This window comes from Neorhizobium sp. PAMB6630, from assembly GCF_058242775.1.
The window spans coordinates 3,741,869-3,767,824 of the sequence record NZ_CM177836.1 but is presented as its reverse complement, the minus strand read 5'-3'; the positions used below and the strand labels follow the sequence as shown (position 1 = coordinate 3,767,824).

Sequence of the window (25,956 nt, the reverse complement as noted above, 5' to 3'; positions counted from 1 at the left end):
AGATCGAATTGGTTCGCCCTTGCGGAAGCAAGAACGTTTATCGGTTAGTCCTGATCTTCTTCGGTCAGGTCTTCGTCGTTCTGATTGGCGGCTTCGGCCTTGGCCAGCTTGTCCGCCTTCAACGCATCGCGGATCAGGTCGTCGGTCAGGATCAGCTTGGCTTCAGCCAGCGCCGAATAAGGAACCGTCACACGCGGTTCTTCGCCATAAGCCGCCTGGTCCCGTTCAAGGGTGAAACCGTTGTCGTCCGTTTCGACGATCTTGCCGCGAAAACGCTTGCGGCCATCGAGCATAACGGAGGTTTCGCACTTCAGAAGATGCCCGGTCCAGCGGACGAAATCGGATTTGCGCACCATCGGGCGGTCGATGCCGGGCGATGACACTTCCAGATGATACGCCTTATCGATCGGATCTTCCACATCGAGAACCGGAGAAACCGCCATCGAAACGGCTTCGCAGCCCTCGACATTCATGGTTCCGTCATCGCGTTCACACATGATCTGCAAAGTCAGGCCGTTCTGGTTCATCAGACGAACCCTGACGAGACGGAAATCCATTGCCTCGAGCGTCGGCTCGATGATTTCAGCGACCCGGAGGTCGAGGCCTGTCTCGACGATGAGACGCGGTTCCTTGGCGTTGTCCTGCATTTGGTCTTTCGGCGCTGTCGCCGTCCCGGCGATGATGCTGCGAGCCTGACCGCCTAACAAAAAAGAGCGGGTCCTTGCGGCCCCACCCTTCATCTGACGATCAAGAATATGAGAGCCATATACGCTTTCAAAGCCGCAATTGCAAGCGTTGCGGCAGAGGCGGGGGCTGGAGGGCAAAGATGCGTCCTGCGCCTGTGCCGGTCAAGCCGGCGCGAGGGTCTGGCAAGGTCTGCGGGATATCCTAGGGGATCGCGACAAGAGGATGGACCGCTTCGCTTTTGCGCTTGCCGTTGGCGCCCGCCCGACTAGTTTAGCCGGCAGCATCAAGAGCATGAAGAGGTTCACCGTGCCCGAGCGGGTCTCACCCCTGGCGCCTTTCGGTTACCAGACATTCCGCACCATCTGGATTGCCAGCATCGCCTCCAATTTCGGCGGGCTGATCCAGGCTGTCGGGGCCGCCTGGATGATGACGGCGATTTCCTCGTCGGAAAACATGGTGGCGCTTGTCCAGTCCTCGACAGCGCTGCCGATCATGCTGTTTTCGCTGGTGGCAGGCGCGCTTGCCGACAATTACAACCGCCGCCGTATCATGCTGACGGCGCAAGGTTTTATGCTCACGGTCTCGCTGCTGCTCACAGTGTTTGCCTTTTTCGGCTGGCTGACGCCCTGGGCGCTGCTTGGTTTCACCTTCCTCATCGGCTGCGGCACGGCGCTCAACAATCCCTCCTGGCAGGCCTCTGTCGGGGATCTCGTGCCGCGCCCGGTGCTGCCGGCGGCCGTGACGCTGAACAGTGTCGGTTTCAACATTACCCGCAGCGTGGGACCTGCCATCGGCGGCGCCATTGTTGCAGCCTTCGGCGCGGCGGCGGCCTTTGCCGTCAATGCTGCCAGCTATTTTGCGCTGATCTACGCGCTTTCGCGCTGGAAACAGGAGGAGCCGGAAAGCCGGCTGCCGCGCGAAACGCTGGGCCGGGCGCTCTCGGCCGGTTTCGGTTACGTGGCGATGTCGCCAAAACTGCTCAATGTGCTGTTCCGCTCCACTCTGTTCGGGCTTTCCGCCAGTGCCATCCTGGCGCTCCTGCCGCTGGTGGCGCGCGATCTCGTTTCCGGCGGCCCGCTGACCTATGGCTTCATGCTAGGCGCCTTCGGCGTCGGCGCTGTTGGTGGTGCCACGCTCAATGCGCGGCTGCGTGAGATGTTTTCGAGCGAGATGATCGTGCGCATCTCGTTTACCGGCTTTGCGGTGAGCGCCGTGGTGGCCGCTCTTTCCACCGCGACCTGGCTCACCTGTCTCGTGCTTCTGATCCCCGGCGCCTGCTGGGTGCTGGCGCTCTCGCTATTTAACACCACGGTGCAGCTGTCCACCCCGCGCTGGGTGGTGGGGCGTGCGCTGTCCTTTTATCAGACGGCAGCTTTTGGCGGCATCGCGGTCGGCAGTTGGCTCTGGGGCTCGCTTGCCGAAGAGCATGGTGTTTCTACAGCCCTGATGCTGGCAAGCCTTTCCATGGTGTTTGGCGCCGCCATCGGCTGGAAACTGTGGTTGCCCTCGCTGGAAACGCTGAACCTCGATCCCGTCAACACGTTTCGCGAACCCTCTCTGCGGCTCGATCTGCAGCCGCGCAGCGGACCCATCGTGCTTCTCGTCGATTACACGATCCGCGAGGAAAACGTGGCCGAGTTCCTGACGCTGATGTCGGAGCGCCGGCGTATCCGCATCCGCGATGGCGCCCGCCAATGGGGGCTGCTCCGGGATCTGGAAAATCCTGACGTCTGGACCGAAACCTACCATACCGCCACCTGGGCCGATTACGTGCGCCACAACCAGCGCCGCACGCAGGCCGATGCGGAGGTCTGGGCCCGCATCCGGGCGCTTCATGCCGGGCCGGACGGGCCGCGCGTCCACCGCATGATCGAGCGCCAGGCCATTCCCCCGCACGATGCGCGCGACGACGTGTTCCACAAGTCGGCGCTCGACCTTCATCACTGACCGCAATTGGGAGAGACGCATTGCTGAAGATCCGCACGGCCACCCGCGAGGACCTGTCCGCCATCGTTGCCATGCTGGCCGATGATGCACTTGGGCTTGCCCGCGAAGTGGTGTCGGATCCGGTCGACCGGCGTTATGTTGCAGCCTTCGAGGCCATCGAGGCAGATGACAACCAGCTTCTCGCGGTTGCCGTTTCGCCAGAGGGCCAGGTGCTTGGCTGTCTTCAGGTGAGCTTCATTCCGGGCCTGTCGCGCCTTGGCCTGTGGCGCGGCCAGATCGAAAGTGTGCGCGTGGCAGCAGATGCGCGGGGCAGCGGCATCGGCCGTCAGATGCTTGCCTGGGCCATCGACACATGCCGCGCGCGGGGCTGCAAACTGGTGCAGCTCACCTCGGATAAACGACGCGACGATGCCATCCGCTTTTACCGGTCGCTCGGATTTGAGCCGACGCACGAAGGGTTCAAGCTGTCCCTCTGACAGTCTGTCCCATGATTCCCTATGACGGGCTGCAAATGGCAATTTCTGCTTATCCGGTGCTCACGGACCAAACGTGCGCTCCGCTCCGGTTCTCGACATCACCATTTTCGCCGCGCCGGAGGGAATTCTTGAACAGACTATGAGCCCTGGAGGTTTGCTCAGCGCAGCTTTGCCTTCAGGCTCTCGTCGGGAAAGCAGGTGGGAGAAAGTCCGTTCTTCGCCTGCCAGTCGCCCAGCGCCCGGCGGGTCTTGAAGCCGGCGAGACCATCGGCATTGCCGACATCATAACCCTTGGCCTGCAGGGTTTTCTGCATGGCAAGAACATCCGAGCGCAGCATCTTTCCAACCGGCCCCCAACTGCCTTCGAAGGCGCCGGCGCCATGGGCGATGCGGTCGGCGAGATTGCCGATGAAGAGGGCATAGAGGTCGGAATTATTATATTCCTTCAGCACGTAGAAATTCGGTGTGACAACGAATTCCGGGCCGTGGCGGCCGGCGGGCACCAGCATCATGCCGTCCACCCTTAGCTCCGCTGCCGGAAAGGGCTTGGCCGAGATGCGGGTGATGCCCATGCCGGCCCAGGCGGAAATCGGCTTTGCCAGATCCGGCCCCTCCTGCGCGCAGGAGACGTTTTGCGGAATGGAGACTTCAAAACCCCAGTCGCGACCGCGTTGCCAGCCTTTCAGCGCGAGATAATGGGCAATCGAACCCAGCGTATCCGGCACCGAATTCCAGATATCGGCGCGTCCATCACCATCGAAATCCACCGCGTAACGAGCATAGCTCGATGGCATGAACTGCGGCTGGCCAAGGGCGCCCGCCCAGGAGCCCATCATCTTGTCCGCGGTGATATCGCCATGCTCGATGATGCGCAGGGCGTCGATCAGCTCGGTGCGAAACATGTCCTTGCGGGTGGACATGAAGGCTTTTGTGGCCAGCACATCCAGTGCCGGATAGGGCAGTTTTGCCCGCCCATAACCGGATTCGCGGCCCCAGACGGCTAGCACGATGGACCCCGGCACGCCATAGGTCTGTTCCACCTTGCGCAGTGTTGCCGCATGGGTGGCGGCGAGAGACCGGCCGGCAGCCGCAAGGCCCTGCAGGCGCTGCTCGGAAAAATAGGCGCCGGGAGAGGAAAATTCCGCCTGGCTCTGGTCGCGCTCTTTTGGCGGCGTGGTGCCGGGCGGCACCAGATCCGGCAGGTCCCAGTATAGTCTGATGCCCTTCAGCGCACTGTCGGCGGTGCGGCCCGAAACGCCGGCTTTTCGCGCCTCCGGTGCGATATCCTTCGCCAGCCAGGCGCGGAACTGCGCTTCCACCTGAGCCTTCGAGGGGGCGGCAAGCGCTGGCAGCGGCAGGAGCGACAGGGCAATAAGTGCAAGGGCGCGGCAGAGGTGCCGTCTGGTCGCGGTTGTTCTGGCCATGAGCGTCATCCTCCTCAGATCACGGTGCGGGCGCGAAGTGCGGCCGTCAGCGTGCCCTCGTCGAGATAATCAAGCTCGCCACCCACGGGAACGCCGTGGGCAAGCCGGGTGATGCGCACCTCGAGATCGCCGAGCCGGTCGGTGATGTAATGCGCCGTTGCCTGCCCCTCGACGGTGGCATTGACGGCGAGAATGATCTCGCGGATGCCGCCTTCGCTCACCCGGTCGATCAGGCCCTTGATGTTCAAATCGTCAGGTCCGACGCCATCGAGCGGCGAGAGCGTGCCGCCGAGCACATGATAGGCGGTGTTCATGGCACCCGCCCGCTCCAGCGCCCAGAGGTCGGATACATCCTCCACCACGATGATGACGGCCTGGTCGCGCCGCTCGTCGGTGCAGACCGTGCAAGGGTCGACCGTATCGACATTGCCGCAGCGCGAGCAGACTTTGACCTTGTCATAGGCCTCGCCCATCGCAGTCGAGAGCGGCCCCATCAGCTGTTCGCGCTTCTTGATGAGGTGCAGCGCTGCGCGGCGCGCGGAGCGGGGGCCAAGCCCCGGAACCTTTGCCAGCAACTGGATGAGTTTTTCGATTTCCGGACCGGTTACACGTTTTGCCATGCGCCGCTTTTAGACCATATGTCTGGAAAACGGAATCGCACAGTGAGGCTTGCCCCATGAAAGTCAGCGCCATCTGTCTTGGCCAGGCGGAAAAACTGCCGGGAAAAAGTTATAAGACCGGCATCAACAAGCACGCCGTTGCAGGCGCGGTGCTGGTTGATGAAAGCGGCCTCGTCGGCGATGCGATCTGCAACCGCAAATACCACGGCGGGCCGGATCAGGCGGTCTATGTGGAGGGCAGCCTGACGCTGGAGTGGTGGGCCGAGGCGCTCGACCATCCTGTGGCACCCGGCCTGTTCGGCGAAAACCTCGTCATCGAAGGCCTCGACAACCGGGATGTCTGCGCCGGCGACCGGTTCTACCTCTCGGGCGGCGTGGTGCTGGAGGCGACGTCTGCCCGCATCCCCTGCAACACGTTTTCGGCCCGCATGGGCGATGCAAAATTTGCCAAGCGCTATATGGCAGCGGGCAGGCCGGGCATTTATTGTCGTGTTCTTGTGTCGGGAACCATAAGCCCCGAGGAGCCGGTGAGGTTCGAAGCATTTTCCGGAGAAAAAGTACCGGTCCCGGAGATGATGCGCACTTTTGGCAAAAGGCTGACGCCGGAAGACCGGGCGCGGTATCTCTCAGCGCCGATCCATACGAAGCTGCGCGCGGATCTGGAGCGGGTGGTCGGTTGACGCGGGGGCTGTCTGCCCCTCATCCGCCTGCCGGCACCTTTGTAACTTCCCAATAGCCGCATTTGGGTGTGTAATGCCCAATGCGGTGGCGGATGGGAGACCGACAAACCTTTGGGACACCAAGCCCGTGGGAGAGCAAGGGTCTTCGTCCGCCGTTCCATCGAACCCGAACAGTCGCCAGGACCGCTTGCGCAGGCAAAGTCCGTTTAGGCAAGGATGGGAAAAGATGGATATCGTTGTTGGGATCGATGTTTCGAAGGATCGTCTGGATATCGCCGTGGCGCCATCCGGTGTGACGTTTGCGGTGGAAAATACGCATGCGGGCGTCGAAGATCTGGTCTCGCGACTGCAATCGATCAAAGCCAATGCCGTTGCCATGGAAGCAACCGGCGGGTTTGAGATGCTGGCGGTGGCGGCGCTGTCTTCGGCGGGCTTTGCCGTCCTCGTGGTCAATCCGGCGCAGGTGCGTTCTTATGCCAATGCGATCGGCCGTCGCGCCAAGACAGATCCGATCGATGCGGCAGTGATTGCCGCTTTCGTGATTGCGACCAAGCCAGAGCTGAGACCGCTCAAAGACTTGGAAACCCAGGCTTTGTCGGCACTTGTGGCCCGCAGGCGGCAGATCGTCCAGATGATCGTGGCTGAGGAAAACCGGGCGCGCATGGTTCTGGCGAAAGAGGCCCAGAAGAGCATTACGCGGTTGCTGAAAGCCCTCAAGCGCGAGTTGGAAAGTCTCGACGCCGATCTCGATGAACATATCCGCAGGTCGCCGCTGTGGCGGGTGCGCGAGCAGCTACTGACATCGGTGCCGGGGGTGGGGGCCGCCACCGCTCGCACGCTGCTCGCCGAGATGCCGGAACTGGGCAGTCTCGATCGACGTCAGATCGCATCGCTTGCGGGTCTGGCACCCTTTACCCGACAATCGGGCACGTGGAAAGGCAAGAGCTTCATTGGCGGCGGCAGGGGCAAAGTGCGGGCCGTGCTGTTCATGGCAGCCCTCGTCGCCAGCCGGCACAACCCCGTGCTCAAAGCCTTTCGTGACCGTCTCGTCGCAGCCGGCAAACCCAAGATCGTCGCCATCGTCGCAACAATGCGCAAACTCCTCACCATGCTCAACGCCATCATCCGGGACCAAAAACCATGGCAAAACGCTTGACTGCAAAGACAGTCGCTCTCCCCGTTATGACGGTACGGCTACCGCATTTGAAATAAAACCCTCTCTGCCCTGCCGGGCATCTCCCCCACAAGGGGGGAGAACCGACGTGACAAGCGCCCTGTTCCTGCATCAGAGGGGGCGGCCGGGTTAAGCCATCCCCCTTGTGGGGAGGGTTTGGGAGAGGCCTTGTCTCATAGCGATAGCCCTTGGTTTTGACGAGGCGAAGGGACATTGGGGCGACCCATTTGCCCCGTGCAACGTCCTGGATAGCAAACGCTTGTTCCGCAGCGTTGCCGCTAAGGTCTCGCGCTTGCTTAGAACGGCAGCTTCATGCCGGGCGGCAAAGGCAGGCCGGCGGTGAGGGCTGCCATCTTTTCCTGGGCCTGGGCTTCGCCCTTGTCCTTGGCGTCCTTGTGGGCGGCAACAATCAGGTCTTCGAGGATTTCCACCTCGTCTTCCTTGAAGAGCGCCGGATCGATCTTCAGGCCGCGCATTTCGCCCTTGCCGTTGAGGATCACGGTGACGAGCCCGCCGCCGGCCTTGCCTTCGATTTCAAGGGCAGCGATTTCCTCCTGCACCTTTTCCATCTTGGCCTGCATTTCCTTGACCTTGCCCATCATGCCCATGATGTCGCGCATCGGGTCGCTCCTTGTCGTTTGTCGTTAGAATTCCATGTCGTCGCCGGGCAGGATGTCGCCCTCGGCACTTTCGATGGTGGCCGGCGGCGGTGCCTCGTCGGCATCGTCGATCAACTCGGCCATCCGGATGCGCACGTCGGTAATGCGGGCGCCGGGAAACTGCGAAAGAATGGCCGCGACATCCGGGTCGGATCGCGCATCGGTGAGGCGTGCCTCGCGGGCTTCCGTTTCCACTTCCGACAGGGTCTGCGATCCCACCTCGCGGCTGAGGATCACCATCCAGCGGATTTCGGTCCACTCTTCCAGACGTTTTTGCAGGTCACCGACAATGCTTTTCGGCGCGTCGGTCGGCAGGTTGATTTCGAGCCGCCCGGGCTCCACCTTCACCAGCCGCACGAAACCGCGCAACAGCGCCTTCAGCTTCGGGTCGCGGTTCCTGGTGCAGAGATCGGCAATGTCGGACAGCGAGGTGATCGGCACCTTCGGCTCAGGCTGCTGTTTCTGCTGCGGGGCCGGATTGCTTGCCGGCCGTGCCTCCGTCTGCCCCATGGCCATCGGCTGGGAAGAGGCGGGAACGGCGGCCAGCATGGCGGTGGCACCGCCGGAGGGCATGCGCGCTGCCGGAGCGCTATCGGACCCGCGCGCCATCGCGTTGATCTGCGGTTGTGCCATCGCACGGGCGCCGCCATTGCCATTGCCCGCTGGCGAAGCGGAGGCGCCGGCATCGCTGCCGCCGTTGGAAAGAAGGTCGGCCATTCGGCGCGCGGCATCTTCCGGAGACGGCAGATGCGCGGCATGGGTCAGGCGGATCAGCACCATTTCGGCCGCACCGGCGGGCCTGGACGAATTTTCCGCTTCGGGAATGCCCTTCAGCAGCATCTGCCAGATGCGCGACAGCGTGCTGACGGCAACCGTGCCGGCAAATTCTGCGCCGCGCACCCGCTCGACCTCGCTCAAAGACGGGTCGTCGGCGGCATCGGGGATATATTTGACGCGGGTGACGAGATGGGTGAAATCGGCGAGATCCGTCAGCACCACAACCGGGCTCGCACCCGCTTCATACTGTGCGGTAAATTCCGAAAGTGCTGCCGTCACATCGCCTTTGACCACATGTTCGAAGAGGTCGACGATCCGGGCGCGGTCGGCAAGGCCCAGCATGCCGCGCACGGTGTCCACCTGAACGCTGCCGCCGCCATGGGCAATCGCCTGGTCGAGCAAAGACAGGCCGTCACGCGCAGAACCTTCGGCCGCACGCGCCACCATGGCCAGAGCCTCCGGCTCGAAGGGCACACCTTCCTTGCCGAGAATGGTGGAAAACAGCCCGACCAGATCGGCGGCACTGATGCGGCGCAGGTCAAACCGCTGGCAGCGCGACAGGACCGTGATCGGAACCTTGCGGATTTCGGTGGTGGCGAAGATGAATTTCACATGTTCCGGCGGCTCTTCCAACGTCTTCAACAACCCGTTGAAGGCCTGCGTCGAGAGCATGTGCACTTCGTCGATAATGTAGACCTTGTAGCGCGCCGAAACCGGGCGATAGCGCACCTGCTCGATAATCTCTCTGATGTCGTCGATGCCGGTATGGGAGGCGGCGTCCATCTCGATCACGTCGACATGGCGGCCTTCCATGATCGCCTGGCAGTGTTCGCCGGGAATACGAAGGTCGATTGTGGGCTTGTCGATTTCAGGCGTCTTGTAATTCAGCGCGCGCGCCAGAATGCGGGCGGTCGTGGTTTTCCCCACACCGCGCACGCCGGTCAGCATATAGGCTTGGGCAATGCGGCCGGTCTCAAACGCGTTGGTGAGGGTGCGCACCATCGGTTCCTGACCGACCATCAGGTCGGAGAAATCCTTCGGGCGGTATTTTCGCGCCAGGACCCGGTAGCCGGCATTGGCCGGTGCGGTGGTGCCCGAAACTGTCGGCCTGTGTTCCGGCGGCTCTATGTCGCTCATGAGGTTCCGCCAGCCTTCTTCAAGGCCGCCCCGGCCTCTGCCGGAATGCGGACCGACCGGACGCTGGCCATATAGGGAATGAGGTGGGAGGCTGGCACGGCGACCCGTGCCTGGCTCGTTAGGGCTGCTTCCTTCCGGACCTGACCCGGTTGGCGAGTGGCTCGTCCACCACCAACCTCCCGAGGCGACATATCGGCAATAACGGAACCAAATGCAAGCCAACCTTCCAAAAAACTGCTAGCAAGAGGAAAAAGCAGGAGGAAACCTTGAGCCCATTCGAACTGGATGCCCGGCTGGCGCGCGATTCTGATCTGGTGACGGTGCTGGGCCTCTGCCAGCTGCGCATCTTGAACGACAGCCGCTGGCCCTGGCTGATGCTGGTGCCGCAGCGGCCTGGAATGAGTGAAATCTTCGAGCTTACGCCGCTCGACCAGACCATGTTGACCTTCGAGACCAATCTGGTGGCGGAGGCGCTGAAGCGGGTCACCGGCGCGAAAAAAATCAATGTCGGGGCGCTCGGTAATGTCGTGTCGCAGCTTCACGTGCATGTGGTGGCGCGCAACGAAGGCGATGCCAACTGGCCGGGGCCGATCTGGGGCCATGGTTCTGCCGTACCTTACGATGAAGACAAGAAGCGCACCTTCCTCGCCGCCCTCGACCAAGCCCTCTGACCCTCCAAGATCTGACCCCATGACCCATTCCCTTTTCGATACCGATGCGCCGCACGGCGAGCCAAGCCGGCTGACGGCATTTACCGGCAACCGGCTGGACCGCGATGCCGAACACCGCACGGAAGACAGTCTTGATCAGGCGCTGGCGCTTGGCGGCGCGACCATCCTTGCATTTACCGGCAACCGGCTCCTGCTGAAGGAGATCGAGGGCACGCTTGATCCGCTGTTTGACCGTGCGGAGCTGGAGCCTCTTTTGCCGGATCTGGCTGGCGCCATTCTGCTGGGGATGCGCCAGGATGGTTCGCCGCGCCTTGCCGTTCCGGTTCAGCGCCCGGCCGAGGAGCTTTCGCTGTCATTCCGGCTGACCGATCCCCGTTCTGCCTTGCGTGATGGTCTGGTCGCGGAGGAGACACTGGGCGAGGTGGCGCAGGCCGTCAGCCTTCTTCACTGGAATGACGCCAACCGTTTCTGCGGCAAATGCGGCACCAGGACCGAAAGTCGCCTTGCCGGCTACAAGCGAATCTGTCCGGCCTGCGCGCATATGATGTTTCCGCGCACCGATCCCGTCGTCATCATGCTGACGGTGGATGAAGCGCGCGATCGCGTGCTGCTCGGCCGCGGCCATCACTTTACGCCGGGCATGTATTCGGCGCTTGCCGGTTTCGTTGAGCCGGCCGAAACCATCGAGGATGCCGTGCGCCGCGAAACGCGCGAGGAATCGGGCATTGTTACGGGCCGGGTACGCTACCATGCATCACAACCCTGGCCGATGCCGCATTCGCTGATGATCGGCTGTTATGCCGAGGCGCTGAGCGAAGATATCCGCATCGACACCCAGGAACTGGAGGATTGCCGCTGGTTTTCGCGTGCCGAGGTTGTCGCCATGCTTGCGGCCGATCCTGCAGGCGAGGGGCCGTCTGCACCGCTGCGCGGTGCCATTGCCAACCGCCTGCTGCGTGACTGGGTGGAATGGAGCCGCTGATCAGGCGGGTTTTGCGCGGCGGGTGAATTCGCGCACGGCAAGCGAGACGCCGATGACCTGCAGGAGGCAGCCAAAGCCTTCCGACGGTGTTGGCCAGCGCAGGTCCATGGAAAGTCCGAAGATCAGGCCGAACACGGTTTCCGCCACGATCAGCTGCGCCGTCAGCGCCAGCGGCAGCCGGTTGGAGGCAAAGCTCCAGCACCAGGTGGCAAGCCAGGAGGCGGCCATGCCCAGTACCACGGACCAGACGATGAAGCGCATCAGTACATCGGAAGAGACGGTCTGATAGGCATCAGACGCCATGGGCAGAAGGATAATTGAGCCGATCAGTGCGCCAAGACCGTGAAGGGTCGTCCAGTCCATGGCGCTCGGTGGGTTTTCCGCCCGCATCAGGCGGGAATTGACGATGCCGTACATCACCCAGACGAGGAGGGCTGCCACCGCGCATCCGGCACCTGCCAGCATCATGCGCTGTCCGGCAACATCAAGCTTTGCCACCAGCTCGAGATTGACCACCAGAATGCCGGCGGCAATCATCACCAGAGGGGCTGCAAGCCGGCGCCAGGCGATGGTGCGCTCCATCAGGTTGGCAATTGCCGGAAGAACCACCGGCGTCACGCCGATAATCAACGGCGGAATGACGGGACCGGCCAGAAGCACGGCCTGCGAGGCCAGCAGAAAATAACCGACATACCCGATGACGCCGAGCGCCATGCCGATCAGCGCGCGCTTCCCCCCCACGCCCTGCAAACGAAAGCGCGGATGCAGCATGGTGACAAGGCAGGTGATGCCGAAGACGAAATAGCGGCCAATCGTGATGTCCCAGATGGAAAAGGGATGCACAAGGCGCGCGGCAACGAAGGTGAGGCCCCAGAGCGCGCCCGTCAGCAGGCCGGCGAGGATTCCAAGCAGCATGCGATCTCCTTTGCCGCAGTCCAAGACGATGCTGGCGCGACGGCTGACGCGTGAGAAGAAGGCGGGACCGATGATCCCGCCGGGAGGGGGGACGAAATCAGCCGCCGTTCAGCGACCGGCGCATGGGATGGCCGAGGTAGCTGCCGAGAATGCGGACCTTTTCGGAAAAGAAGCGCAATTCCTCCAAGGCGCGGCGCACCGGCGCATCCTCCGGATGTCCCTCGATGTCGGCATAAAACTGCGTTGCCACGAACTTGCCGCCGATCTGGTAGCTTTCGAGCTTCGTCATGTTGATGCCGTTCGTCGCAAAGCCGCCCATCGCCTTGTAGAGGGCGGCTGGAATGTTGCGCACGTTGAAGACGAAGGTGGTGACGATGAGTTCGTCCGGGCTGTTGCGCTTCACCCATTTTTCATCGCGCGAGAGAACGACAAAGCGGGTGACGTTGTGCTCGGAATCCTCGACATTTTCCTGCAGGATTTCAAGCCCGTAGAGGCCGGCGGCCAGACGCGGCGCAAGCGCTGCCATCGAGCGGTCGCCGCGTTCGGCGACAAGCTTTGCAGCGCCGGCGGTATCGCCGGCGACCACGGCCTTCCAGCCGTTCCCGCGGATGATCTTGCGGCACTGGCCAAGCGCATGGATGTGGCTGTGGACCGTGCGGATCTCGTCATGCTTCACCCCCGGCAGCACCATCAGCTGGAAGCGGATCGGCATGAAATATTCACCGATGATGTGCAGGCGCGATTCCGGCAGCAGGTGGTGGATATCGGCCACGCGTCCGGCCAGCGTGTTCTCGATCGGGATCATCGCCAGATCCGCCTCGCCGCTTTCGAGCGCCGTAAAGGCATCCTCGAATGTGGGGCAGGGCAGCGGTTCCATGGTCGGGAACATGTCCCGGCAGGCCATGTCGGAGTTGGCGCCGAAATCGCCCTGGAAGGCGATGCGATTGGTCGTCGAAACCATGTTTGGATGTCCGGTCAGAGGGAGCGGCTGGCGAGGATCGCGCGCGCCTTTGCAAGGTCGGCGGGAGTATCGACGCCGAGCGGCACCGAGTCAACGATCTCCACATCGATGCGCATGCCGGCTTCCAGCGCGCGCAACTGCTCCAGCTTCTCGCGCTGTTCCAGCACGGACGGACCGAGCGAGACGAAACGTTCGAGCGCTGCGCGCCGGTAGGTGTAGAGACCGATGTGGTGGTAAAGCGGGCCTTCGCCGTAAGGCGCTGTGGCCCGGGTGAAATAGAGCGCGCGCAGCCGGTTTGCGGAGAGAGGCGAACCCACCACTTTCACGATGTGCGGCAGAACCTTGTCTTCCTCGTTGTCGATTTCGACAGTCAACGTCGCGATATCCACGGCCGGATCTTCCATCGGGCGCAGCGAGGCATGGACAGCTGACGCCTCGATGGTGGGAAGATCGCCCTGGATATTGACGATATATTCGACCTTTCCATCGGGGTCTGCGGCAACCATGGCTTCGTGGATGCGGTCTGATCCGGACTGATGGTCGGCGCGGGTCATCACAACCTCAAATCCGGCTGCCTGCACCGCATTAAAAACGTCCTGATCGTCGACGGCCACCATGACGCGGCCGACATTGGCTTCCCGTGCGCGGCGCGCCACCTGTACGATCATCGGGGCGCCGTTGATGTCGGCAAGCGGCTTTCCCGGCAGGCGTGTGGAGGCCATTCGGGCCGGAATGAGAACGAGCGTCTTGTCAAAAGCCGTATTGTGCATTGGTTTCTCTTCTGGCATTGCCGATGGGATGGCAAAAGGTCTCAGGGGCGGCAATGTGATTCAGGTTGCACCGATCCTGCAAAAGACATAGCTTTCAATGGATTTCAAGGTGGGACGCCTGTGATTCCGGCGGGTGGGCCGGCGGGCGGGAAGGAGCTTTTCTCGGATGAATTCCTATACGAACATGGCCGCGGGGGCCTTGCTCAGCACTGTTTTCGTGATGATGTCGGTCTCGATCGCCTCCGAAGGCCTCTTCCATGCGGAAGCGCCCGAGAAGCCGGGATTTGCCATAGTTGCCGAAGACGCGCCGGCAGAAGGCGGCGCAGCGGCCGCAGCGCCTGCTGCCGTGCCGATCGCACAGCTTCTGGCCAGTGCCGATCCGGCCGCCGGTGCAACCTCGTTCAAGAAATGTGCGAGCTGTCATTCGGCCGAACCGAGCAGCCCCAACAAGGTCGGACCCGGCCTCTGGAGCGTCGTCAATCGGCCTATCGCAGCACATGAAGCCTTCAGCTATTCGGCAGCCATCAAGGACTTTTCCAAGGGTGGCGCGGAAAAGTGGGATTATGAACATCTCAACCACTTCCTGGCAGCCCCTAAGGCTTACATCAAGGGCACGGCCATGGGCTTTGCCGGCCTGAAGAACGATCAGGAACGGGCAAACGTCATCGCTTATCTGCGTTCGCTGTCCGACAGCCCGGCACCCCTGCCGGATCCGGCCGCCGCACCGCCGGCGACCAACTGATCGTTTCGAACGAATTTCCACTGAAGGCCCGGCTTGTCCGGGCCTTTTCGCGTCAGGGGTTCAGCTGAGCAGCCAGGCCCAGAAGCTGACGGAGACAACGCCAAAGATGGTGGTGATGCTGATCACCGAGGCGGCAAGGCTCTGGCCGGAGCGGAAACGGGTGGCGATGATCCAGGCATTGATGCCTGTCGGCACCGACGAGGTGAGCACCATCGCCGCCGTCCAGGGTTTTGACAGGCCGAGCAGATGGGCAAAGCCAAAGACAGCCGCCGGCAGCAGCAACAGCTTCAGAACTGCCATCATGGCGGCAAGCGAGAGGTTGCCGCGCACCGGGTATTTCTTCAGCGTCATGCCAAGCGAGATCAGCGCCGAGGCGGCCGTGACGGCGGCAATCTGATCCACCACGCTCTTCAGCACGACCGGCAAAGCACCGAGGCCGGAGAGATTAAAGGCAATGCCCAGCGTCAGCGCAATCACCAGCGGATTGCGTACCAGATTGGCGCCCACCTGTTTCACGACCGTGGCGATGCTGCGCCGCCCGCCGCCATCCACCTTGGCACTGGCATGTTCCATCAGGATCGTTCCCGCCACCATCATCAGCGGCAGATGGATGGCAAGCAGGATCGAGATGGCGACAAGCCCGTCATCACCGACAGAACGGCCGACGAGCGGCAGGCCGATGAAGACATTGTTGGCAAAGGCCGACGACATGCCGGCGATCACGCCGATCTTTTCGTCACGCTTGAACAGGTGTTTTGCCACCAGGTGCCCGACCGTCCAGGTGACGGCGACACCGCCGAAATAGGCGATCCACAGGCGAAATGGCGAAGCACCCTCGAAATGCGCCTCCGCCAGCGTGCGGAAAATGAGCGTCGGCAGCGCGATCTTGAAGACGAATTCGGCCAGCGCATCGCCGGTTTCTTCGCGCATCAGACCGATGCGTGCCACCAGAAAACCGATGAGGATCAACAGGAAAACGGGCGCGACATTGATGAAGACAGCTGACACGGGGGGAGGGCTTTCAAAGAGGAGATACCTCGTTTAGCCCATTCGCACCCGTGGGACAAACCCTCGCGTCTGCCGCATCGCCCAAAAAAAGAAAGCGGGCATCAAGCCCGCTTGTCACCCGAAACCGGGTCTCGATATCGCTCCCTGCCAGTTCATCCGTGGTCCGGGAAGCAATTCGATGACTACGGATATAGCGGGGTTTCGTGACGGGAGGATGACGGCGCTCGCCACGTTCTCAGGCGGTTTTTTCCTTTTCTTCAACTCTGAAAGCTATATGAGGAGACTGACGCCAACCGCGGAGATTGAAGGCTTCATGAGCAAGTTCGACGTTCTGACCATCGGCAATGCCATCGTGGATATCATTTCGCGGTGCGATGACCAGTTTCTCGAGGAGAACGGCATCATCAAGGCCGCGATGAACCTCATCGATGCGGAACGGGCGGAACTTCTCTATTCGCTGATGGGCCCGGCCCATGAAGCCTCCGGCGGCAGCGCCGGCAACACGGCGGCAGGCGTGGCCAGTTTCGGTGCGCGCGCGGCCTATTTCGGCAAGGTGGCGGAAGACGAACTGGGCAAGATCTTTGCCCATGATATTCGTGCCCAGGGCGTGCATTACGAGACGAAGCCCGACGGCACGTTTCCGCCGACCGCCCGCTCGATGATTTTTGTGACGCCCGATGGCGAGCGTTCGATGAACACTTTTCTCGGCGCCTGCGTCGATCTCGGTCCCGAACATGTCGAGCCGGAAGTGGTGGCCCAGTCGAAGGTGACGTATTTCGAGGGTTATCTCTGGGACCCGCCGCGGGCCAAGGAAGCCATCCGCGAATGCGCCCGCATTGCCCACGAAAACGGCCGGGAAGTGTCGATGACGCTGTCCGACCCGTTCTGCGTCGGCCGTTACCGCGACGAATTTCTTGACCTGATGCGCTCCGGCACCGTCGATATCGTTTTTGCCAACCGGCATGAGGCGCTGTCGCTCTACGAGACCGATGATCTGGAACTGGCGCTGAAAAACATCGCCGCCGATTGCAAACTTGCCTGCGTGACGCTGAGCGAAGAGGGTGCCATCGTCGTGCGCGGCACCGAGCGCTTCAAGATCGAGGCGCTGAAGATTGACAAGGTGCTGGATACGACCGGCGCTGGCGACCTCTTTGCCGCCGGATTCCTTGCCGGTTACACGGCGGGCCGCCCGCTCGATGTGTGTGGCAAGTTGGGGTGCCTTGCCGCCGGTATCGTCATCCAGCATTTCGGGCCACGGCCGATGGTGTCGCTGAAGGAAGCCGGGCAAGAGGCTGGCCTTCTTTAGACCGCGTGGGGTCTACTTGAAGGCCTCTTCAGGATAGGCGCCCCAGATCTCGGCCTGCGAGACCCAGCCTTCCATGGAACCGGCAATGGCCTGGCACCAGGTGCCGTTACACTGTTTCAGGCGCATGATGACGCCGGGTTCGAGCTTTGCCAGAACCTGGGCGGAGCTTTGCGGCTCGCGGCGCATGTTGACGAACACATCCTGGCCCTTGCTGCGCATCCAGGGCGCGGCGATCGCGCTGCGTTCGCCCGACAGCAGCGCCTGATTGACCCAGCCTTCCGTGCCATCGGCATCGCGCACGCGGCGCCAGTTTTCGTATTCCTGGATGATTTCCATCGGCAGCCCCTCTTTCATGTACATCCAGGACACCGCGTAATCGGTGCTGGGGCCGATGCGGATGTTGACGCGGCGCGACTTCAGGCTGACGAAACGGGGCAGGGGAAGGCCGCTTGCGCCTTTCGAGGCACCCTGGGCAAAGGCCGGTGCCGTCCACGGAGGAGAGCCGGCCGCGGCCACCATGGACAGGACTGCAAAACAGGCGATACGGATGGAGCGGTTCATGTTTCTTCTCTGTGTGGTCTTCAGGCGCTGGCAGACCCAAGGCGGTCGGGCGAATCGGCTGCCGGTCCTCAGTGAGGTTTTATTTGTCTTCGCCGGTGGGTCTGGTAGAAAACGCCTGATCCGTCGAATGTCGCCTATCTTGGTTAACGACTTCTGAACGAGCTTCTTGCAGGACGCCCATGACCGCCAGGAAAAAGCCCAAGGTTTACATCACCCGCAAGCTGCCGGATGCGGTAGAGACGCGCATGCGCGAATTGTTCGATGCGCAGTTGAACATCGATGACATCGTGCGCACGCCCGAACAGCTGATGCAGGCGATGAAAACAGCGGACGTGCTGGTGCCCACCGTGACGGATCGTATCGATTCGGCGATGATCGAGGCGGCCGGGCCGCAGCTGAAGCTGATCGCCAGCTTTTCCAACGGCGTCGATCATATCGATGTGGATGCGGCGGCGAAAAAAGGCATCACCGTCACCAACACGCCGAACGTGCTGACGGAAGACACCGCCGACATGACCATGGTGCTGATCTTTGCGGTGCTGCGCCGGTTGATCGAGGGCTCGCGGGTTCTGACCGAATCGCCGGGAAGCTGGCCCGGCTGGTCGCCCACCTGGATGCTTGGCCGGCGCATCGGCGGCAAGCGCATCGGCATTGTCGGCATGGGGCGGATCGGCACGGCCGTTGCCCGCCGCGCCAAGGCCTTTGGCCTGTCGATCCATTATCACAACCGCTCGCGCGTCAACCCGACAACCGAGGAGGAGCTGGAGGCGACCTACTGGGACAGTCTCGACCAGATGCTGGCCCGCGTTGATATCGTCTCAGTCAACTGCCCCTCGACGCCTGCCACCTTCCATTTGCTGTCGGCCCGGCGGCTGGCGCTGATGCAGCCGTCGAGCATCATCGTCAACACAGCGCGCGGCGACATTATCGACGAGGCAGCGCTGATCCAGCTGCTGCGCGAGGGAAAGATTGCGGGTGCCGGCCTCGACGTGTTCTCCAACGAGCCGCTGGTCAATCCGAAGCTCTTGAAGCTTGCGCATGAAGGCAAGGCGGTGCTTCTGCCGCATATGGGCTCGGCAACGATCGAAGGTCGCATCGACATGGGCGACAAGGTGATCATCAATATCCGCACCTTCTTCGACGGTCATCGCCCGCCAAACCGCGTTCTGCCAAGCCGTCTCTGAATATCCATTCTGCGTCCCCACGGTAAAAATCGCCACAGTTAGCGTTTGATCTGCGGGCCTCGCGAAAACTTGACCGTATTTCTTGGGGGCTCCATCGATCCAGCCGGGAACACGCGCCGTAAACCCTCATCAGAGATGAAAGGAGGCAGTCATGAAAAAGGCTTTGCTCTCGCTCACGATGGGGCTTTCGATGCTGACACTGACGGGGACGGCACAGGCAACCGACCTGGTGTTCGAACGATATTTTGCAGGCAAGACAACCGCGACGGGCTCGTTCAGCGCCATCAACGGGGTGAAGCGCGACTTTAACGTCGATCTCACCGGGCGCTGGAACGGCAAGACGCTGGTGCTGCGGGAAGATTTCGTGTTTTCCGACGGCGAAAAAGACACCAAGACCTGGCGTTTCACCAAGACGGCCGAGGGCCGTTATACCGGCACCCGCGAGGATGTGATCGGAACGACCGACGTGGTGATCGACGGAAAAACCGCCCGCTTCACCTATCTCGTCAATCTCGGCACTGCGGCCAAACCGAATACGGTGCGCTTCCATGATACGATGGTGCTTGAAGCCGACGGGCGGGTGGTGAATACCGCCTGGGTGACGAAATACCTGTTTCCGGTCGCCAAAACCCGCGTGGTCTTCAGCCGGTAAGGCTGATCAGGCCGCGGGGACAAGCCTCTTGCGCATCTCGATGAAGGTAGGCCGCTGAAAGCCGGGATGGGCTTTTTCAGCGGTCTTTTCAAAACCCCAGGCTGAAAAAGTCGCGTGATTGCCGACCAGTTCGATGCGGGTCTCGAGCCGGAGCGCCGGAAGGTTAAGGCGGGCAGCCTCCGCCTGCGCCACCTGAAGCAGCTTTCTCCCGATGCCGCGCCCCTGCGCTTGCGGCGAGATGGCAAGTTTTCCGACATAAAGGCAAGCGGGCGGCTCCGGCTTCAGGAACATGCAGCCGACAAGCGTCTCGCCGTCGTGTGCGACAAAGGCAATTTCGTCACGGGCCTTTTGCGCCAGCGTCTCCGGCGTCAACCGATGGGCAGACGAGGGCGGATCGATGACACCATCCATATAGGCGAAAGAGCCCATGATAAGCGCGAGCAGGCCCTGCCAATCGGCAAAGTCCGGGCGGATGGGATCGATTGTAATCATTGGCTTCAGGTCTTTGTGCGGCGTTTGTAACGGATGGTGTTGAAACTGGCGGCAAGGGCATCGTAGATCAGTAGGCGGCCGACCAGCGGTTCGCCGATGCCGGCAATCAGCTTGATCGCTTCCATCGCCATCAGCGTGCCGATGACGCCGGTGAGTGCGCCGATGACGCCGGCTTCGGCGCAGGCGGGCACCAGGCCTTCGGGTGGTGCTTCCGGGAAGAGGTCGCGATAACCGGGGTTCTGCCGGCCCTCCGCATCGGTCTCATAGGGTTTCAGCACCGTCAGCGTGCCATCAAAACGGCCGACGGCGCCGGTGACGAGTGGAATTTTCGCAGCCTGCGTGGCGTCGGCTGCCGCATAACGGGTGTCGAAATTGTCGGACCCATCGATGACAAGATGAAACCGCGCCAGATGCATGGCTGCAAATTCCGGCCCAAACCGCTCTTCGAAGCGGATTGTGCGCACATGCGGGTTGAGCCGCGCAATGGCGTCGGCCGCACTTTGCGTCTTCATGTCGCCGAGCGTGCCGCTGTCGTGGATGACCTGCCTTTGCAGGTTGGAGAGCGACACCCGGTCATCATCGACAATGCCGAGCGTGCCGACACCGGCAGCCGCCAGATAATGCAGCACCGGTGCGCCAAGGCCGCCGGCACCGATCACCAGCACGCGGGCCGCCTTCAGCTTGCGCTGGCCCTCGCCACCCACTTCCGGCAGCAGGATATGGCGTTTGTAACGTTCGATTTCATCAGGGGTCAGTGCATCCATGGGGGGCAACCTAACATGGCCAAGGCGTTTGCGACATCAGGCATGGACGGCCCCTTGCGCGACGGTCAAAAATTGTGCCCGTGCGCCAAGGGCTGAAAACATCGCGCGGTCGGTGCCGGTCATGAAGGATTGGCCACCAAGATCATCGACGAGGTCAAAGAGGGCGGCGCGGCGACCCTCGTCCAGATGGGCGGCAATTTCGTCCAGCAGCAGCACCGGCGCATGGCCGGTCATGTCGGCCGTCAGCCGCGCATGGGCCAGCACGAGGCCAACCAGCAGCGCCTTCTGCTCCCCGGTGGAGCAACGCCCGGCATCCATATCCTTTTCGCGGTGGCGCACCAGAAGATCGGCGCGGTGCGGGCCAATGAGCGTGCGCCCCGCGGCCGCATCACGGTAGCGGCCATCGCGAAGGGTCGCGAGGTATTCCTCTTCCAGCTCGGCAAACGGACGCCCCGCAGCCTCATCGTTGAAACCGCAGAGCGTGAGGCTCGGCGTTGGAAAAGGCGAGGCGGCGCGGGCAATGAGGGCGGACAAAAGATCCAGCATTTCCGAGCGCGCGGCCGCCATCGCCATGCCAAGCTCGGCCATCTGCACCTCGATGCCGGTCAGCCACGCCGGATCGAAGCGCCCTTCCGACAAGAGCCTGTTGCGGCTGCGCATGGCGCGCTCGTAATCGGCAGCCCGTCTGCCATGGGCGGGATCGAGCGAGAGCACAAGACGATCGAGAAAACGCCTTCGATCTGAGGAGCCACCGGTAAACAGCCCGTCCATCGACGGTGTCAGCCACAGTACGTTCAGATGGTCGGTCAGTTCCTCGACGGATTTGACCGGCGTGCCGTTCAGCCGCAGACGCCGGCTGACAGCCTCCTCGCCGCCATCGATGCCGGTGCCGATGGCAACTTCGCCCTCGCGTCCATCCACATCGGCAAACACGGAAAAACCGCCGCTTGCGCCGACCCGCGTCACCTCCGACAGTACAGCACGGCGAAGGCCCCGGCCGGGTGACAGGAAGGAGATGGCTTCCAGAAGGTTGGTCTTGCCCGAACCGTTATCGCCCGTCAGCACCACGTGGCGCGCGTCGAACGACAGCGAGGCCGCCGCATAATTGCGGAAGTCGGAAAGCTTCAGTGTCGAAAGGGAGGTTTTCTGCGCCATGATGTTTTGCATTGATCGTGACTAGGAGCTAATCCTTCAGCCTGACGAAGGCAAGCTTGCGCCGGATTTTTGCAGCTCCGCCGTCTTAAACAGGTCACTTTCCGCATGCGCCTCACCGCACGAAAATATGGAACCGATTGCGGCAAATCATGTTAGGATTGGCTGAAATTCACCAGTCCGTGGGGAGAGCGGGCCATGAGCAGCGAGCGCATTCATCAACCCGAGAGCAGCCAATCACCGATGTCGGCTGAGGAGGCGCGGGCAGACCATGTCAGCATGCTGCGGTTCCTCGCCATCAATGCGTCTTTCGGCTTCCTGGTGGGGCTTGGCGTTGCGCTCTGCCTGCTCTGGTTCGATCTTGGTGGGCTCGGCACGCGGGTTGCCCGCTCGCAGACGCCGCTTATGGTGATTTTCATTCTGTCGGTGCCGATGGCTTTACCTTCAGCGGCGCCGTCACTGCATCGGCTGTCATGCTGATGCCCTACAAGGCCAAGAGGCAGGTCTGACAGCCTCTTGAAGACCGGAACGACGCTTTCCATTCCACCGCACCTGCAGTAGAGGAGGCACCATGTCCGATATCATCCCGACTGAAAACGTCCCACCCGAAAACGAGCGGCTCTTCAAGCTCGAGGAAATCGTCGCCTATCAGACGAAGACCATCGACGAGCTATCCGAGCAGCTGGCCGATCAATGGAAGGTGCTGGAGCAGACCCGCGCCAAGCTGGACCGGTTGACGGAGCGATTCCTGTCGCTCGAGGAAAGCTCGCTGGATGCGCCAGCGATTACCAAGCCGCCGCATTATTGAGAAAAACGCCGCTGGAGGAAGCCGTGTTTTTGAAGGACGGCGACTTTTGAGGCGGAGTGACGCCGACGACGAAACGCCGCCGGTGTGACGCGGCGGCGTTTGGATTGATGGGTTGAGGAGGGGCTGCGGATCGGCGCTGGCGTGTCCCGGCCCTTCGCTTTAGGCTCAGGGCGTTCGCTGCTCAAATCGCTCCACTGGAGCGATTTGTCGGCTGCGCCGACCGCAGCTCACCCCTCAAAAAATTCCTTCATGCGGGCGAAGAAGCCTGATGATTCCGGGTTGTTTTCCTTGGACGAGATTTCCTCGAATTCCTGCAGCAGTTCGCGCTGGCGTTTTGTCAGCTTTTGCGGGGTTTCGATCTGGATCTGGATATAGAGATCCCCCGTCTGCGACGAGCGCAGAACCGGCATGCCCTTGCCCTTCAGGCGGAACTGCTTGCCCGGCTGGGTGCCTTCCGGCACCGAGACGCGCGATTTCGTGCCGTCGAGCGTGGTGACGTCGAACGTGCCGCCAAGCGCTGCCGTGGTCATGGAAATCGGCACGGCGCAATAAAGGTCTGCTCCGTCGCGTTGGAAAAACTCATGCGGCTTGACCGACAGGAAGATGTAGAGATCGCCCGCCGGGCCACCGCGTGCGCCCGCTTCGCCTTCGCCCTGCAGGCGAATGCGTGTGCCGTCCTCGATGCCCGAGGGGATGTTGACCGAAAGCGCCCGTTCTTCTGTGATGCGGCCCTGGCCGTTGCACTTGACGCAAGGGTCCGGAATGATCTGGCCACGCCCGTGGCAGGTCGGACAGGTGCGCTCGACCGAGAAGAAGCCCTGGCTTGCGCGCACGCGGCCGGAACCCTGGCAGGTGCCGCAGGTTTTTGGCTGCGTGCCGGGCTTGGCGCCGGAACCGGAGCAGACGTCGCAGGTCACGGCTGTCGGCACGCGGATCTGCGCGGTCTTGCCGGAATAGGCCTCTTCAAGCGAAATTTCCATGTTGTAGCGAAGGTCGGCGCCGCGTTCGCGTCCACCGGAGGAACGGCGCGCACGTCCGCCACCCATCATTTCGCCAAAAATGTCTTCGAAGATGTCGGAGAAACCGCCACCGCCGGCAAAGCCGCCGCCACCACCGCCACCCATGCCGCCCTGTTCGAAGGCCGCATGGCCGAACCGGTCGTAGGCTGCCCGCTTCTGCGGGTCCTTCAGGGTCTCGTAGGCTTCGTTGAGTTCCTTGAACTTCTTCTCGGATTCAGCGTCGCCGGGGTTCTTGTCGGGATGATATTTCATCGCAAGCTTGCGGAAGGCGCTTTTCAGCTCCTTCTCGTCAGCGGTGCGGCCGACACCCAGCGTTTCGTAAAAGTCAGCTTTTGCCATGGAGGTAACGGCTCCCGAAAGGGGTCCGGCTGCACTGGGGCAGCCGGATATCTACGCGATTACAGGGTTACAGGGCGAACCTCAGGCCGACTTCTTGTCGTCCTTGATTTCCTCGTAGTCGGCATCAACGACGCCGTCTTCGTTTTTGCCACCTTCAGCACCGGCTTCCGCCTGCTGCTGGGCTTCGTAGATCGCCTGGCCGAGCTTCATAGAGGTTTCCATCAGCGTCTGCGTCTTGGCAGTGATGTCTTCTGCATCCGGCTCGGACACTTCGGTCGAAGCCTTCAGGGCAGCGATGGCATCCTCGATGGCCTTGCGGTCCGCCTCGGAAACCTTGTCACCGTATTCATGCAGCGACTTCTCAGTCGAATGAACGAGGCTTTCGGCCTGGTTCTTGGCTTCCACCACGGCACGACGCTTCTTGTCGGTCTCGGCGTTGGCTTCGGCGTCCTTCACCATCTTCTCGATGTCGGCGTCGGAAAGACCACCGGAGGCCTGGATGCGGATCTGCTGTTCCTTGCCGGTGCCCTTGTCCTTGGCCGAAACCTGCACGATGCCGTTGGCGTCGATGTCGAAGGTGACTTCGATCTGCGGCATGCCGCGCGGTGCCGGCGGAAGGCCAACGAGGTCGAACTGGCCGAGCAGCTTGTTGTCTGCGGCCATTTCGCGCTCACCCTGGGAGACGCGGATGGTCACGGCCTGCTGATTGTCGTCAGCGGTCGAGAAGGTCTGGCTCTTCTTCGTCGGGATCGTCGTGTTGCGGTCGATCAGACGGGTGAATACGCCACCGAGCGTTTCGATGCCGAGCGACAGCGGGGTCACGTCGAGCAGCAGCACGTCCTTGACGTCGCCCTGGAGAACGCCGGCCTGGATGGCGGCACCGAGTGCGACCACTTCATCCGGGTTGACACCCTTGTGGGGTTCCTTGCCGAACAGCTGCTTGACGACTTCCTGAACCTTCGGCATGCGGCTCATACCGCCGACGAGCACGACTTCATCGATTTCAGCCGGCGTTACGCCCGCATCCTTCAGCGCTGCCTTGCACGGTGCGATCGTGCGCTGGACGAGATCGTCGACCAGGCTTTCGAACTTGGCGCGCGTCAGCTTCATCGTCAGGTGCTTCGGGCCGGACGCATCTGCCGTGATGAAGGGCAGGTTAATTTCGGTCTGCTGCGACGAGGACAGCTCGATCTTTGCCTTTTCGGCAGCTTCCTTCAGGCGCTGCAGGGCAAGCTTGTCGCCCTTCAGGTCGATGCCCTGATCCTTCTTGAACTCGCCCGCCAGATATTCGACGAGGCGCATGTCAAAATCTTCGCCGCCGAGGAAGGTGTCGCCGTTCGTGGACTTCACTTCGAAGACGCCGTCGCCGATTTCCAGAACGGAGATGTCGAAGGTGCCGCCACCCAGGTCGTAGACGGCAATGGTCTTGCCTTCGGTCTTGTCGAGGCCATAGGCAAGGGCAGCCGCCGTCGGCTCGTTGATGATGCGCAGCACTTCAAGGCCTGCAATGCGGCCGGCATCCTTGGTGGCCTGGCGCTGGGCGTCGTTGAAGTAGGCGGGAACGGTAATGACGGCCTTTTCGACCTTTTCGCCGAGATAGGCTTCCGCCGTTTCCTTCATCTTCTGAAGGATCATCGCAGAGATCTGCGAGGGGGAATAACCCTTGCCGTTTGCCGTGACCCAGGCATCACCATTGTCGCCGCGCGAAATTTCGAAGGGAACCAGGCCCTTGTCCTTTTCGACGGTCGGATCTTCGTAGCGGCGGCCGATGAGGCGCTTGACTGCAAACAGCGTGTTGGTCGGGTTGGTCACAGCCTGGCGCTTGGCCGGCTGGCCGACCAGACGTTCGCCATCGTCCGAGAAAGCAACCATGGAAGGCGTCGTGCGCGCGCCTTCGGCGTTCTCGATCACCTTTGCGTCCTTGCCGTCCATGACGGCCACGCAGGAATTGGTTGTGCCAAGGTCGATGCCAATTACTTTTGCCATTTTTTCTCTCTCCTTTAAGCGAACTGTCGGAACCCCCTCAAAGGCATTCCGCAGACAGTTCCT

27 protein-coding genes and 1 other RNA gene are annotated in these 25,956 nt (G+C 61.9%); 12 read left to right on the top strand and 16 right to left on the bottom strand.

Going from position 1 to position 25,956, the window contains the following annotated elements; all coding sequences use genetic code 11:
- Positions 1-44 precede the first annotated feature (44 nt).
- The gene (rimP, locus tag AC4CWF_RS18015) at positions 45-647 is read right to left on the bottom strand and encodes a ribosome maturation factor RimP (protein ID WP_491282996.1); all 603 of its coding nucleotides are present in this window, start codon (positions 645-647) and stop codon (positions 45-47) included.
- Positions 648-978: 331 nt separating this feature from the next.
- Between rimP and AC4CWF_RS18010 the strand changes: the two genes are divergently transcribed.
- On the top strand, positions 979-2,634 hold the full coding sequence (locus AC4CWF_RS18010) for an MFS transporter (RefSeq protein WP_491282995.1): 1,656 nt from the start codon (positions 979-981) through the stop codon (positions 2,632-2,634).
- Between the two features lie 71 nt (positions 2,635-2,705).
- Positions 2,706-3,110 carry a GNAT family N-acetyltransferase gene (locus tag AC4CWF_RS18005; protein ID WP_491285487.1) on the top strand — a complete coding sequence of 135 codons (405 nt, stop codon included), beginning with the start codon at positions 2,706-2,708 and terminating at the stop codon, positions 3,108-3,110.
- A gap of 158 nt (positions 3,111-3,268) precedes the next feature.
- On the opposite strand, the gene AC4CWF_RS18000 is transcribed toward AC4CWF_RS18005, so the two are convergent.
- Together AC4CWF_RS18000 and recR are read right to left on the bottom strand one after the other, a co-directional pair.
- On the bottom strand, positions 3,269-4,534 hold the full coding sequence (locus AC4CWF_RS18000) for a lytic murein transglycosylase (protein ID WP_491282994.1): 1,266 nt from the start codon (positions 4,532-4,534) through the stop codon (positions 3,269-3,271).
- 14 nt (positions 4,535-4,548) lie between these two features.
- Complete coding sequence (recR, locus tag AC4CWF_RS17995) at positions 4,549-5,154, bottom strand: recombination mediator RecR (protein WP_491282993.1); 606 nt, start codon at positions 5,152-5,154, stop codon at positions 4,549-4,551.
- Positions 5,155-5,210: 56 nt separating this feature from the next.
- Here recR and AC4CWF_RS17990 point away from each other — a divergent pair, with 56 nt between their 5' ends.
- Complete coding sequence (locus tag AC4CWF_RS17990) at positions 5,211-5,834, top strand: MOSC domain-containing protein (RefSeq protein ID WP_491282992.1); 624 nt, start codon at positions 5,211-5,213, stop codon at positions 5,832-5,834.
- 226 nt (positions 5,835-6,060) lie between these two features.
- Positions 6,061-6,990 (top strand): IS110 family RNA-guided transposase, encoded by a 930-nt coding sequence (locus AC4CWF_RS17985; protein WP_491282054.1) that lies wholly within the window; start codon positions 6,061-6,063, stop codon positions 6,988-6,990.
- Positions 6,991-7,304: 314 nt separating this feature from the next.
- Here the strand turns inward: AC4CWF_RS17985 and AC4CWF_RS17980 are convergent, their stop codons facing one another.
- The 3 genes from AC4CWF_RS17980 to ffs all read right to left on the bottom strand — a co-directional run bounded on the left by AC4CWF_RS17980 (position 7,305) and on the right by ffs (position 9,761).
- Complete coding sequence (locus AC4CWF_RS17980) at positions 7,305-7,628, bottom strand: YbaB/EbfC family nucleoid-associated protein (RefSeq protein WP_491282991.1); 324 nt, start codon at positions 7,626-7,628, stop codon at positions 7,305-7,307.
- Between the two features lie 24 nt (positions 7,629-7,652).
- Positions 7,653-9,581, bottom strand: a complete 1,929-nt coding sequence (locus tag AC4CWF_RS17975; RefSeq protein WP_491282990.1) for a DNA polymerase III subunit gamma/tau — start codon at positions 9,579-9,581, stop codon at positions 7,653-7,655.
- Between the two features lie 83 nt (positions 9,582-9,664).
- An RNA gene (ffs, locus tag AC4CWF_RS17970) (signal recognition particle sRNA small type) lies at positions 9,665-9,761 on the bottom strand.
- Between the two features lie 86 nt (positions 9,762-9,847).
- Here ffs and AC4CWF_RS17965 point away from each other — a divergent pair.
- Positions 9,848-10,252 (top strand): HIT family protein, encoded by a 405-nt coding sequence (locus tag AC4CWF_RS17965; protein WP_491282989.1) that lies wholly within the window; start codon positions 9,848-9,850, stop codon positions 10,250-10,252.
- A 19-nt stretch (positions 10,253-10,271) separates the two neighbouring features.
- Positions 10,272-11,234, top strand: a complete 963-nt coding sequence (gene nudC / locus AC4CWF_RS17960) for an NAD(+) diphosphatase (protein ID WP_491282988.1) — start codon at positions 10,272-10,274, stop codon at positions 11,232-11,234.
- Here the strand turns inward: nudC and AC4CWF_RS17955 are convergent, their stop codons facing one another.
- From AC4CWF_RS17955 to AC4CWF_RS17945, 3 genes are all read right to left on the bottom strand, one after another.
- Positions 11,235-12,149 (bottom strand): DMT family transporter, encoded by a 915-nt coding sequence (locus AC4CWF_RS17955; RefSeq protein ID WP_491282987.1) that lies wholly within the window; start codon positions 12,147-12,149, stop codon positions 11,235-11,237.
- A gap of 97 nt (positions 12,150-12,246) precedes the next feature.
- Positions 12,247-13,110: a prephenate dehydratase gene (locus tag AC4CWF_RS17950; RefSeq protein ID WP_491282986.1), complete on the bottom strand. Its 864-nt coding sequence runs from the start codon at positions 13,108-13,110 to the stop codon at positions 12,247-12,249.
- A gap of 14 nt (positions 13,111-13,124) precedes the next feature.
- On the bottom strand, positions 13,125-13,880 hold the full coding sequence (locus tag AC4CWF_RS17945) for a 3-deoxy-manno-octulosonate cytidylyltransferase (RefSeq protein WP_491282985.1): 756 nt from the start codon (positions 13,878-13,880) through the stop codon (positions 13,125-13,127).
- A gap of 166 nt (positions 13,881-14,046) precedes the next feature.
- Between AC4CWF_RS17945 and AC4CWF_RS17940 the strand changes: the two genes are divergently transcribed.
- On the top strand, positions 14,047-14,622 hold the full coding sequence (locus tag AC4CWF_RS17940; protein ID WP_491282984.1) for a c-type cytochrome: 576 nt from the start codon (positions 14,047-14,049) through the stop codon (positions 14,620-14,622).
- 60 nt (positions 14,623-14,682) lie between these two features.
- Here the strand turns inward: AC4CWF_RS17940 and AC4CWF_RS17935 are convergent, their stop codons facing one another.
- The gene (locus AC4CWF_RS17935) at positions 14,683-15,630 is read right to left on the bottom strand and encodes an AEC family transporter (RefSeq protein ID WP_491282983.1); all 948 of its coding nucleotides are present in this window, start codon (positions 15,628-15,630) and stop codon (positions 14,683-14,685) included.
- Between the two features lie 313 nt (positions 15,631-15,943).
- Between AC4CWF_RS17935 and AC4CWF_RS17930 the strand changes: the two genes are divergently transcribed.
- Positions 15,944-16,936, top strand: coding sequence for an adenosine kinase (locus AC4CWF_RS17930; RefSeq protein WP_491282982.1), 993 nt, complete (start codon positions 15,944-15,946; stop codon positions 16,934-16,936).
- Positions 16,937-16,948: 12 nt separating this feature from the next.
- Here AC4CWF_RS17930 and AC4CWF_RS17925 read toward each other — a convergent pair whose 3' ends face one another.
- A complete protein-coding gene (locus AC4CWF_RS17925) occupies positions 16,949-17,455 on the bottom strand; it encodes an SH3 domain-containing protein (protein WP_491285484.1) in 507 nt (168 codons plus the stop codon).
- 221 nt (positions 17,456-17,676) lie between these two features.
- Between AC4CWF_RS17925 and AC4CWF_RS17920 the strand changes: the two genes are divergently transcribed.
- Together AC4CWF_RS17920 and AC4CWF_RS17915 are read left to right on the top strand one after the other, a co-directional pair.
- A complete protein-coding gene (locus AC4CWF_RS17920) occupies positions 17,677-18,681 on the top strand; it encodes a 2-hydroxyacid dehydrogenase (protein ID WP_491282981.1) in 1,005 nt (334 codons plus the stop codon).
- A gap of 151 nt (positions 18,682-18,832) precedes the next feature.
- Positions 18,833-19,333 (top strand): DUF3833 family protein, encoded by a 501-nt coding sequence (locus AC4CWF_RS17915; RefSeq protein ID WP_491282980.1) that lies wholly within the window; start codon positions 18,833-18,835, stop codon positions 19,331-19,333.
- A 6-nt stretch (positions 19,334-19,339) separates the two neighbouring features.
- Here the strand turns inward: AC4CWF_RS17915 and AC4CWF_RS17910 are convergent, their stop codons facing one another.
- Genes AC4CWF_RS17910 through recF form a run of 3 tightly spaced genes read right to left on the bottom strand, consistent with a single transcriptional unit; the run spans position 19,340 to position 21,744 of the window.
- Positions 19,340-19,825, bottom strand: a complete 486-nt coding sequence (locus tag AC4CWF_RS17910; RefSeq protein ID WP_491282979.1) for a GNAT family N-acetyltransferase — start codon at positions 19,823-19,825, stop codon at positions 19,340-19,342.
- A gap of 5 nt (positions 19,826-19,830) precedes the next feature.
- Entirely contained in the window at positions 19,831-20,589 is a 759-nt protein-coding gene (locus AC4CWF_RS17905) for a molybdopterin-synthase adenylyltransferase MoeB (protein WP_491282978.1), read from the bottom strand.
- A gap of 36 nt (positions 20,590-20,625) precedes the next feature.
- Complete coding sequence (gene recF / locus AC4CWF_RS17900) at positions 20,626-21,744, bottom strand: DNA replication/repair protein RecF (RefSeq protein ID WP_491282977.1); 1,119 nt, start codon at positions 21,742-21,744, stop codon at positions 20,626-20,628.
- 195 nt (positions 21,745-21,939) lie between these two features.
- Between recF and AC4CWF_RS17895 the strand changes: the two genes are divergently transcribed.
- Positions 21,940-22,221 (top strand): hypothetical protein, encoded by a 282-nt coding sequence (locus tag AC4CWF_RS17895; RefSeq protein WP_491282976.1) that lies wholly within the window; start codon positions 21,940-21,942, stop codon positions 22,219-22,221.
- Between the two features lie 91 nt (positions 22,222-22,312).
- Positions 22,313-22,549 carry a SlyX family protein gene (locus tag AC4CWF_RS17890; RefSeq protein ID WP_491282975.1) on the top strand — a complete coding sequence of 79 codons (237 nt, stop codon included), beginning with the start codon at positions 22,313-22,315 and terminating at the stop codon, positions 22,547-22,549.
- Between the two features lie 227 nt (positions 22,550-22,776).
- Here the strand turns inward: AC4CWF_RS17890 and dnaJ are convergent, their stop codons facing one another.
- Together dnaJ and dnaK are read right to left on the bottom strand one after the other, a co-directional pair.
- Entirely contained in the window at positions 22,777-23,907 is a 1,131-nt protein-coding gene (gene dnaJ / locus AC4CWF_RS17885; RefSeq protein ID WP_491282974.1) for a molecular chaperone DnaJ, read from the bottom strand.
- Positions 23,908-23,988: 81 nt separating this feature from the next.
- The gene (gene dnaK, locus AC4CWF_RS17880; protein WP_491282973.1) at positions 23,989-25,893 is read right to left on the bottom strand and encodes a molecular chaperone DnaK; all 1,905 of its coding nucleotides are present in this window, start codon (positions 25,891-25,893) and stop codon (positions 23,989-23,991) included.
- Positions 25,894-25,956 lie beyond the last annotated feature (63 nt).

What these genes read in the sequence shown, in the direction of transcription:
- rimP (WP_491282996.1), bottom strand. Translation starts at nt 647, where the DNA reads ATGCAGGACAACGCCAAGGAACCGCGTCTCATCGTCGAGACAGGCCTC.
- AC4CWF_RS18010 (WP_491282995.1), top strand. Translation starts at nt 979, where the DNA reads ATGAAGAGGTTCACCGTGCCCGAGCGGGTCTCACCCCTGGCGCCTTTC.
- AC4CWF_RS18005 (WP_491285487.1), top strand. Translation starts at nt 2,706, where the DNA reads ATGCTGGCCGATGATGCACTTGGGCTTGCCCGCGAAGTGGTGTCGGAT.
- AC4CWF_RS18000 (WP_491282994.1), bottom strand. Translation starts at nt 4,534, where the DNA reads ATGGCCAGAACAACCGCGACCAGACGGCACCTCTGCCGCGCCCTTGCA.
- recR (WP_491282993.1), bottom strand. Translation starts at nt 5,154, where the DNA reads ATGGCAAAACGTGTAACCGGTCCGGAAATCGAAAAACTCATCCAGTTG.
- AC4CWF_RS17990 (WP_491282992.1), top strand. Translation starts at nt 5,211, where the DNA reads ATGAAAGTCAGCGCCATCTGTCTTGGCCAGGCGGAAAAACTGCCGGGA.
- AC4CWF_RS17985 (WP_491282054.1), top strand. Translation starts at nt 6,061, where the DNA reads ATGGATATCGTTGTTGGGATCGATGTTTCGAAGGATCGTCTGGATATC.
- AC4CWF_RS17980 (WP_491282991.1), bottom strand. Translation starts at nt 7,628, where the DNA reads ATGCGCGACATCATGGGCATGATGGGCAAGGTCAAGGAAATGCAGGCC.
- AC4CWF_RS17975 (WP_491282990.1), bottom strand. Translation starts at nt 9,581, where the DNA reads ATGAGCGACATAGAGCCGCCGGAACACAGGCCGACAGTTTCGGGCACC.
- nudC (WP_491282988.1), top strand. Translation starts at nt 10,272, where the DNA reads ATGACCCATTCCCTTTTCGATACCGATGCGCCGCACGGCGAGCCAAGC.
- AC4CWF_RS17955 (WP_491282987.1), bottom strand. Translation starts at nt 12,149, where the DNA reads ATGCTGCTTGGAATCCTCGCCGGCCTGCTGACGGGCGCGCTCTGGGGC.
- AC4CWF_RS17950 (WP_491282986.1), bottom strand. Translation starts at nt 13,110, where the DNA reads ATGGTTTCGACGACCAATCGCATCGCCTTCCAGGGCGATTTCGGCGCC.
- AC4CWF_RS17945 (WP_491282985.1), bottom strand. Translation starts at nt 13,880, where the DNA reads ATGCACAATACGGCTTTTGACAAGACGCTCGTTCTCATTCCGGCCCGA.
- AC4CWF_RS17940 (WP_491282984.1), top strand. Translation starts at nt 14,047, where the DNA reads ATGAATTCCTATACGAACATGGCCGCGGGGGCCTTGCTCAGCACTGTT.
- AC4CWF_RS17930 (WP_491282982.1), top strand. Translation starts at nt 15,944, where the DNA reads ATGAGCAAGTTCGACGTTCTGACCATCGGCAATGCCATCGTGGATATC.
- AC4CWF_RS17925 (WP_491285484.1), bottom strand. Translation starts at nt 17,455, where the DNA reads ATGGTGGCCGCGGCCGGCTCTCCTCCGTGGACGGCACCGGCCTTTGCC.
- AC4CWF_RS17920 (WP_491282981.1), top strand. Translation starts at nt 17,677, where the DNA reads ATGACCGCCAGGAAAAAGCCCAAGGTTTACATCACCCGCAAGCTGCCG.
- AC4CWF_RS17915 (WP_491282980.1), top strand. Translation starts at nt 18,833, where the DNA reads ATGAAAAAGGCTTTGCTCTCGCTCACGATGGGGCTTTCGATGCTGACA.
- AC4CWF_RS17910 (WP_491282979.1), bottom strand. Translation starts at nt 19,825, where the DNA reads ATGATTACAATCGATCCCATCCGCCCGGACTTTGCCGATTGGCAGGGC.
- AC4CWF_RS17905 (WP_491282978.1), bottom strand. Translation starts at nt 20,589, where the DNA reads ATGGATGCACTGACCCCTGATGAAATCGAACGTTACAAACGCCATATC.
- recF (WP_491282977.1), bottom strand. Translation starts at nt 21,744, where the DNA reads ATGGCGCAGAAAACCTCCCTTTCGACACTGAAGCTTTCCGACTTCCGC.
- AC4CWF_RS17895 (WP_491282976.1), top strand. Translation starts at nt 21,940, where the DNA reads ATGAGCAGCGAGCGCATTCATCAACCCGAGAGCAGCCAATCACCGATG.
- AC4CWF_RS17890 (WP_491282975.1), top strand. Translation starts at nt 22,313, where the DNA reads ATGTCCGATATCATCCCGACTGAAAACGTCCCACCCGAAAACGAGCGG.
- dnaJ (WP_491282974.1), bottom strand. Translation starts at nt 23,907, where the DNA reads ATGGCAAAAGCTGACTTTTACGAAACGCTGGGTGTCGGCCGCACCGCT.
- dnaK (WP_491282973.1), bottom strand. Translation starts at nt 25,893, where the DNA reads ATGGCAAAAGTAATTGGCATCGACCTTGGCACAACCAATTCCTGCGTG.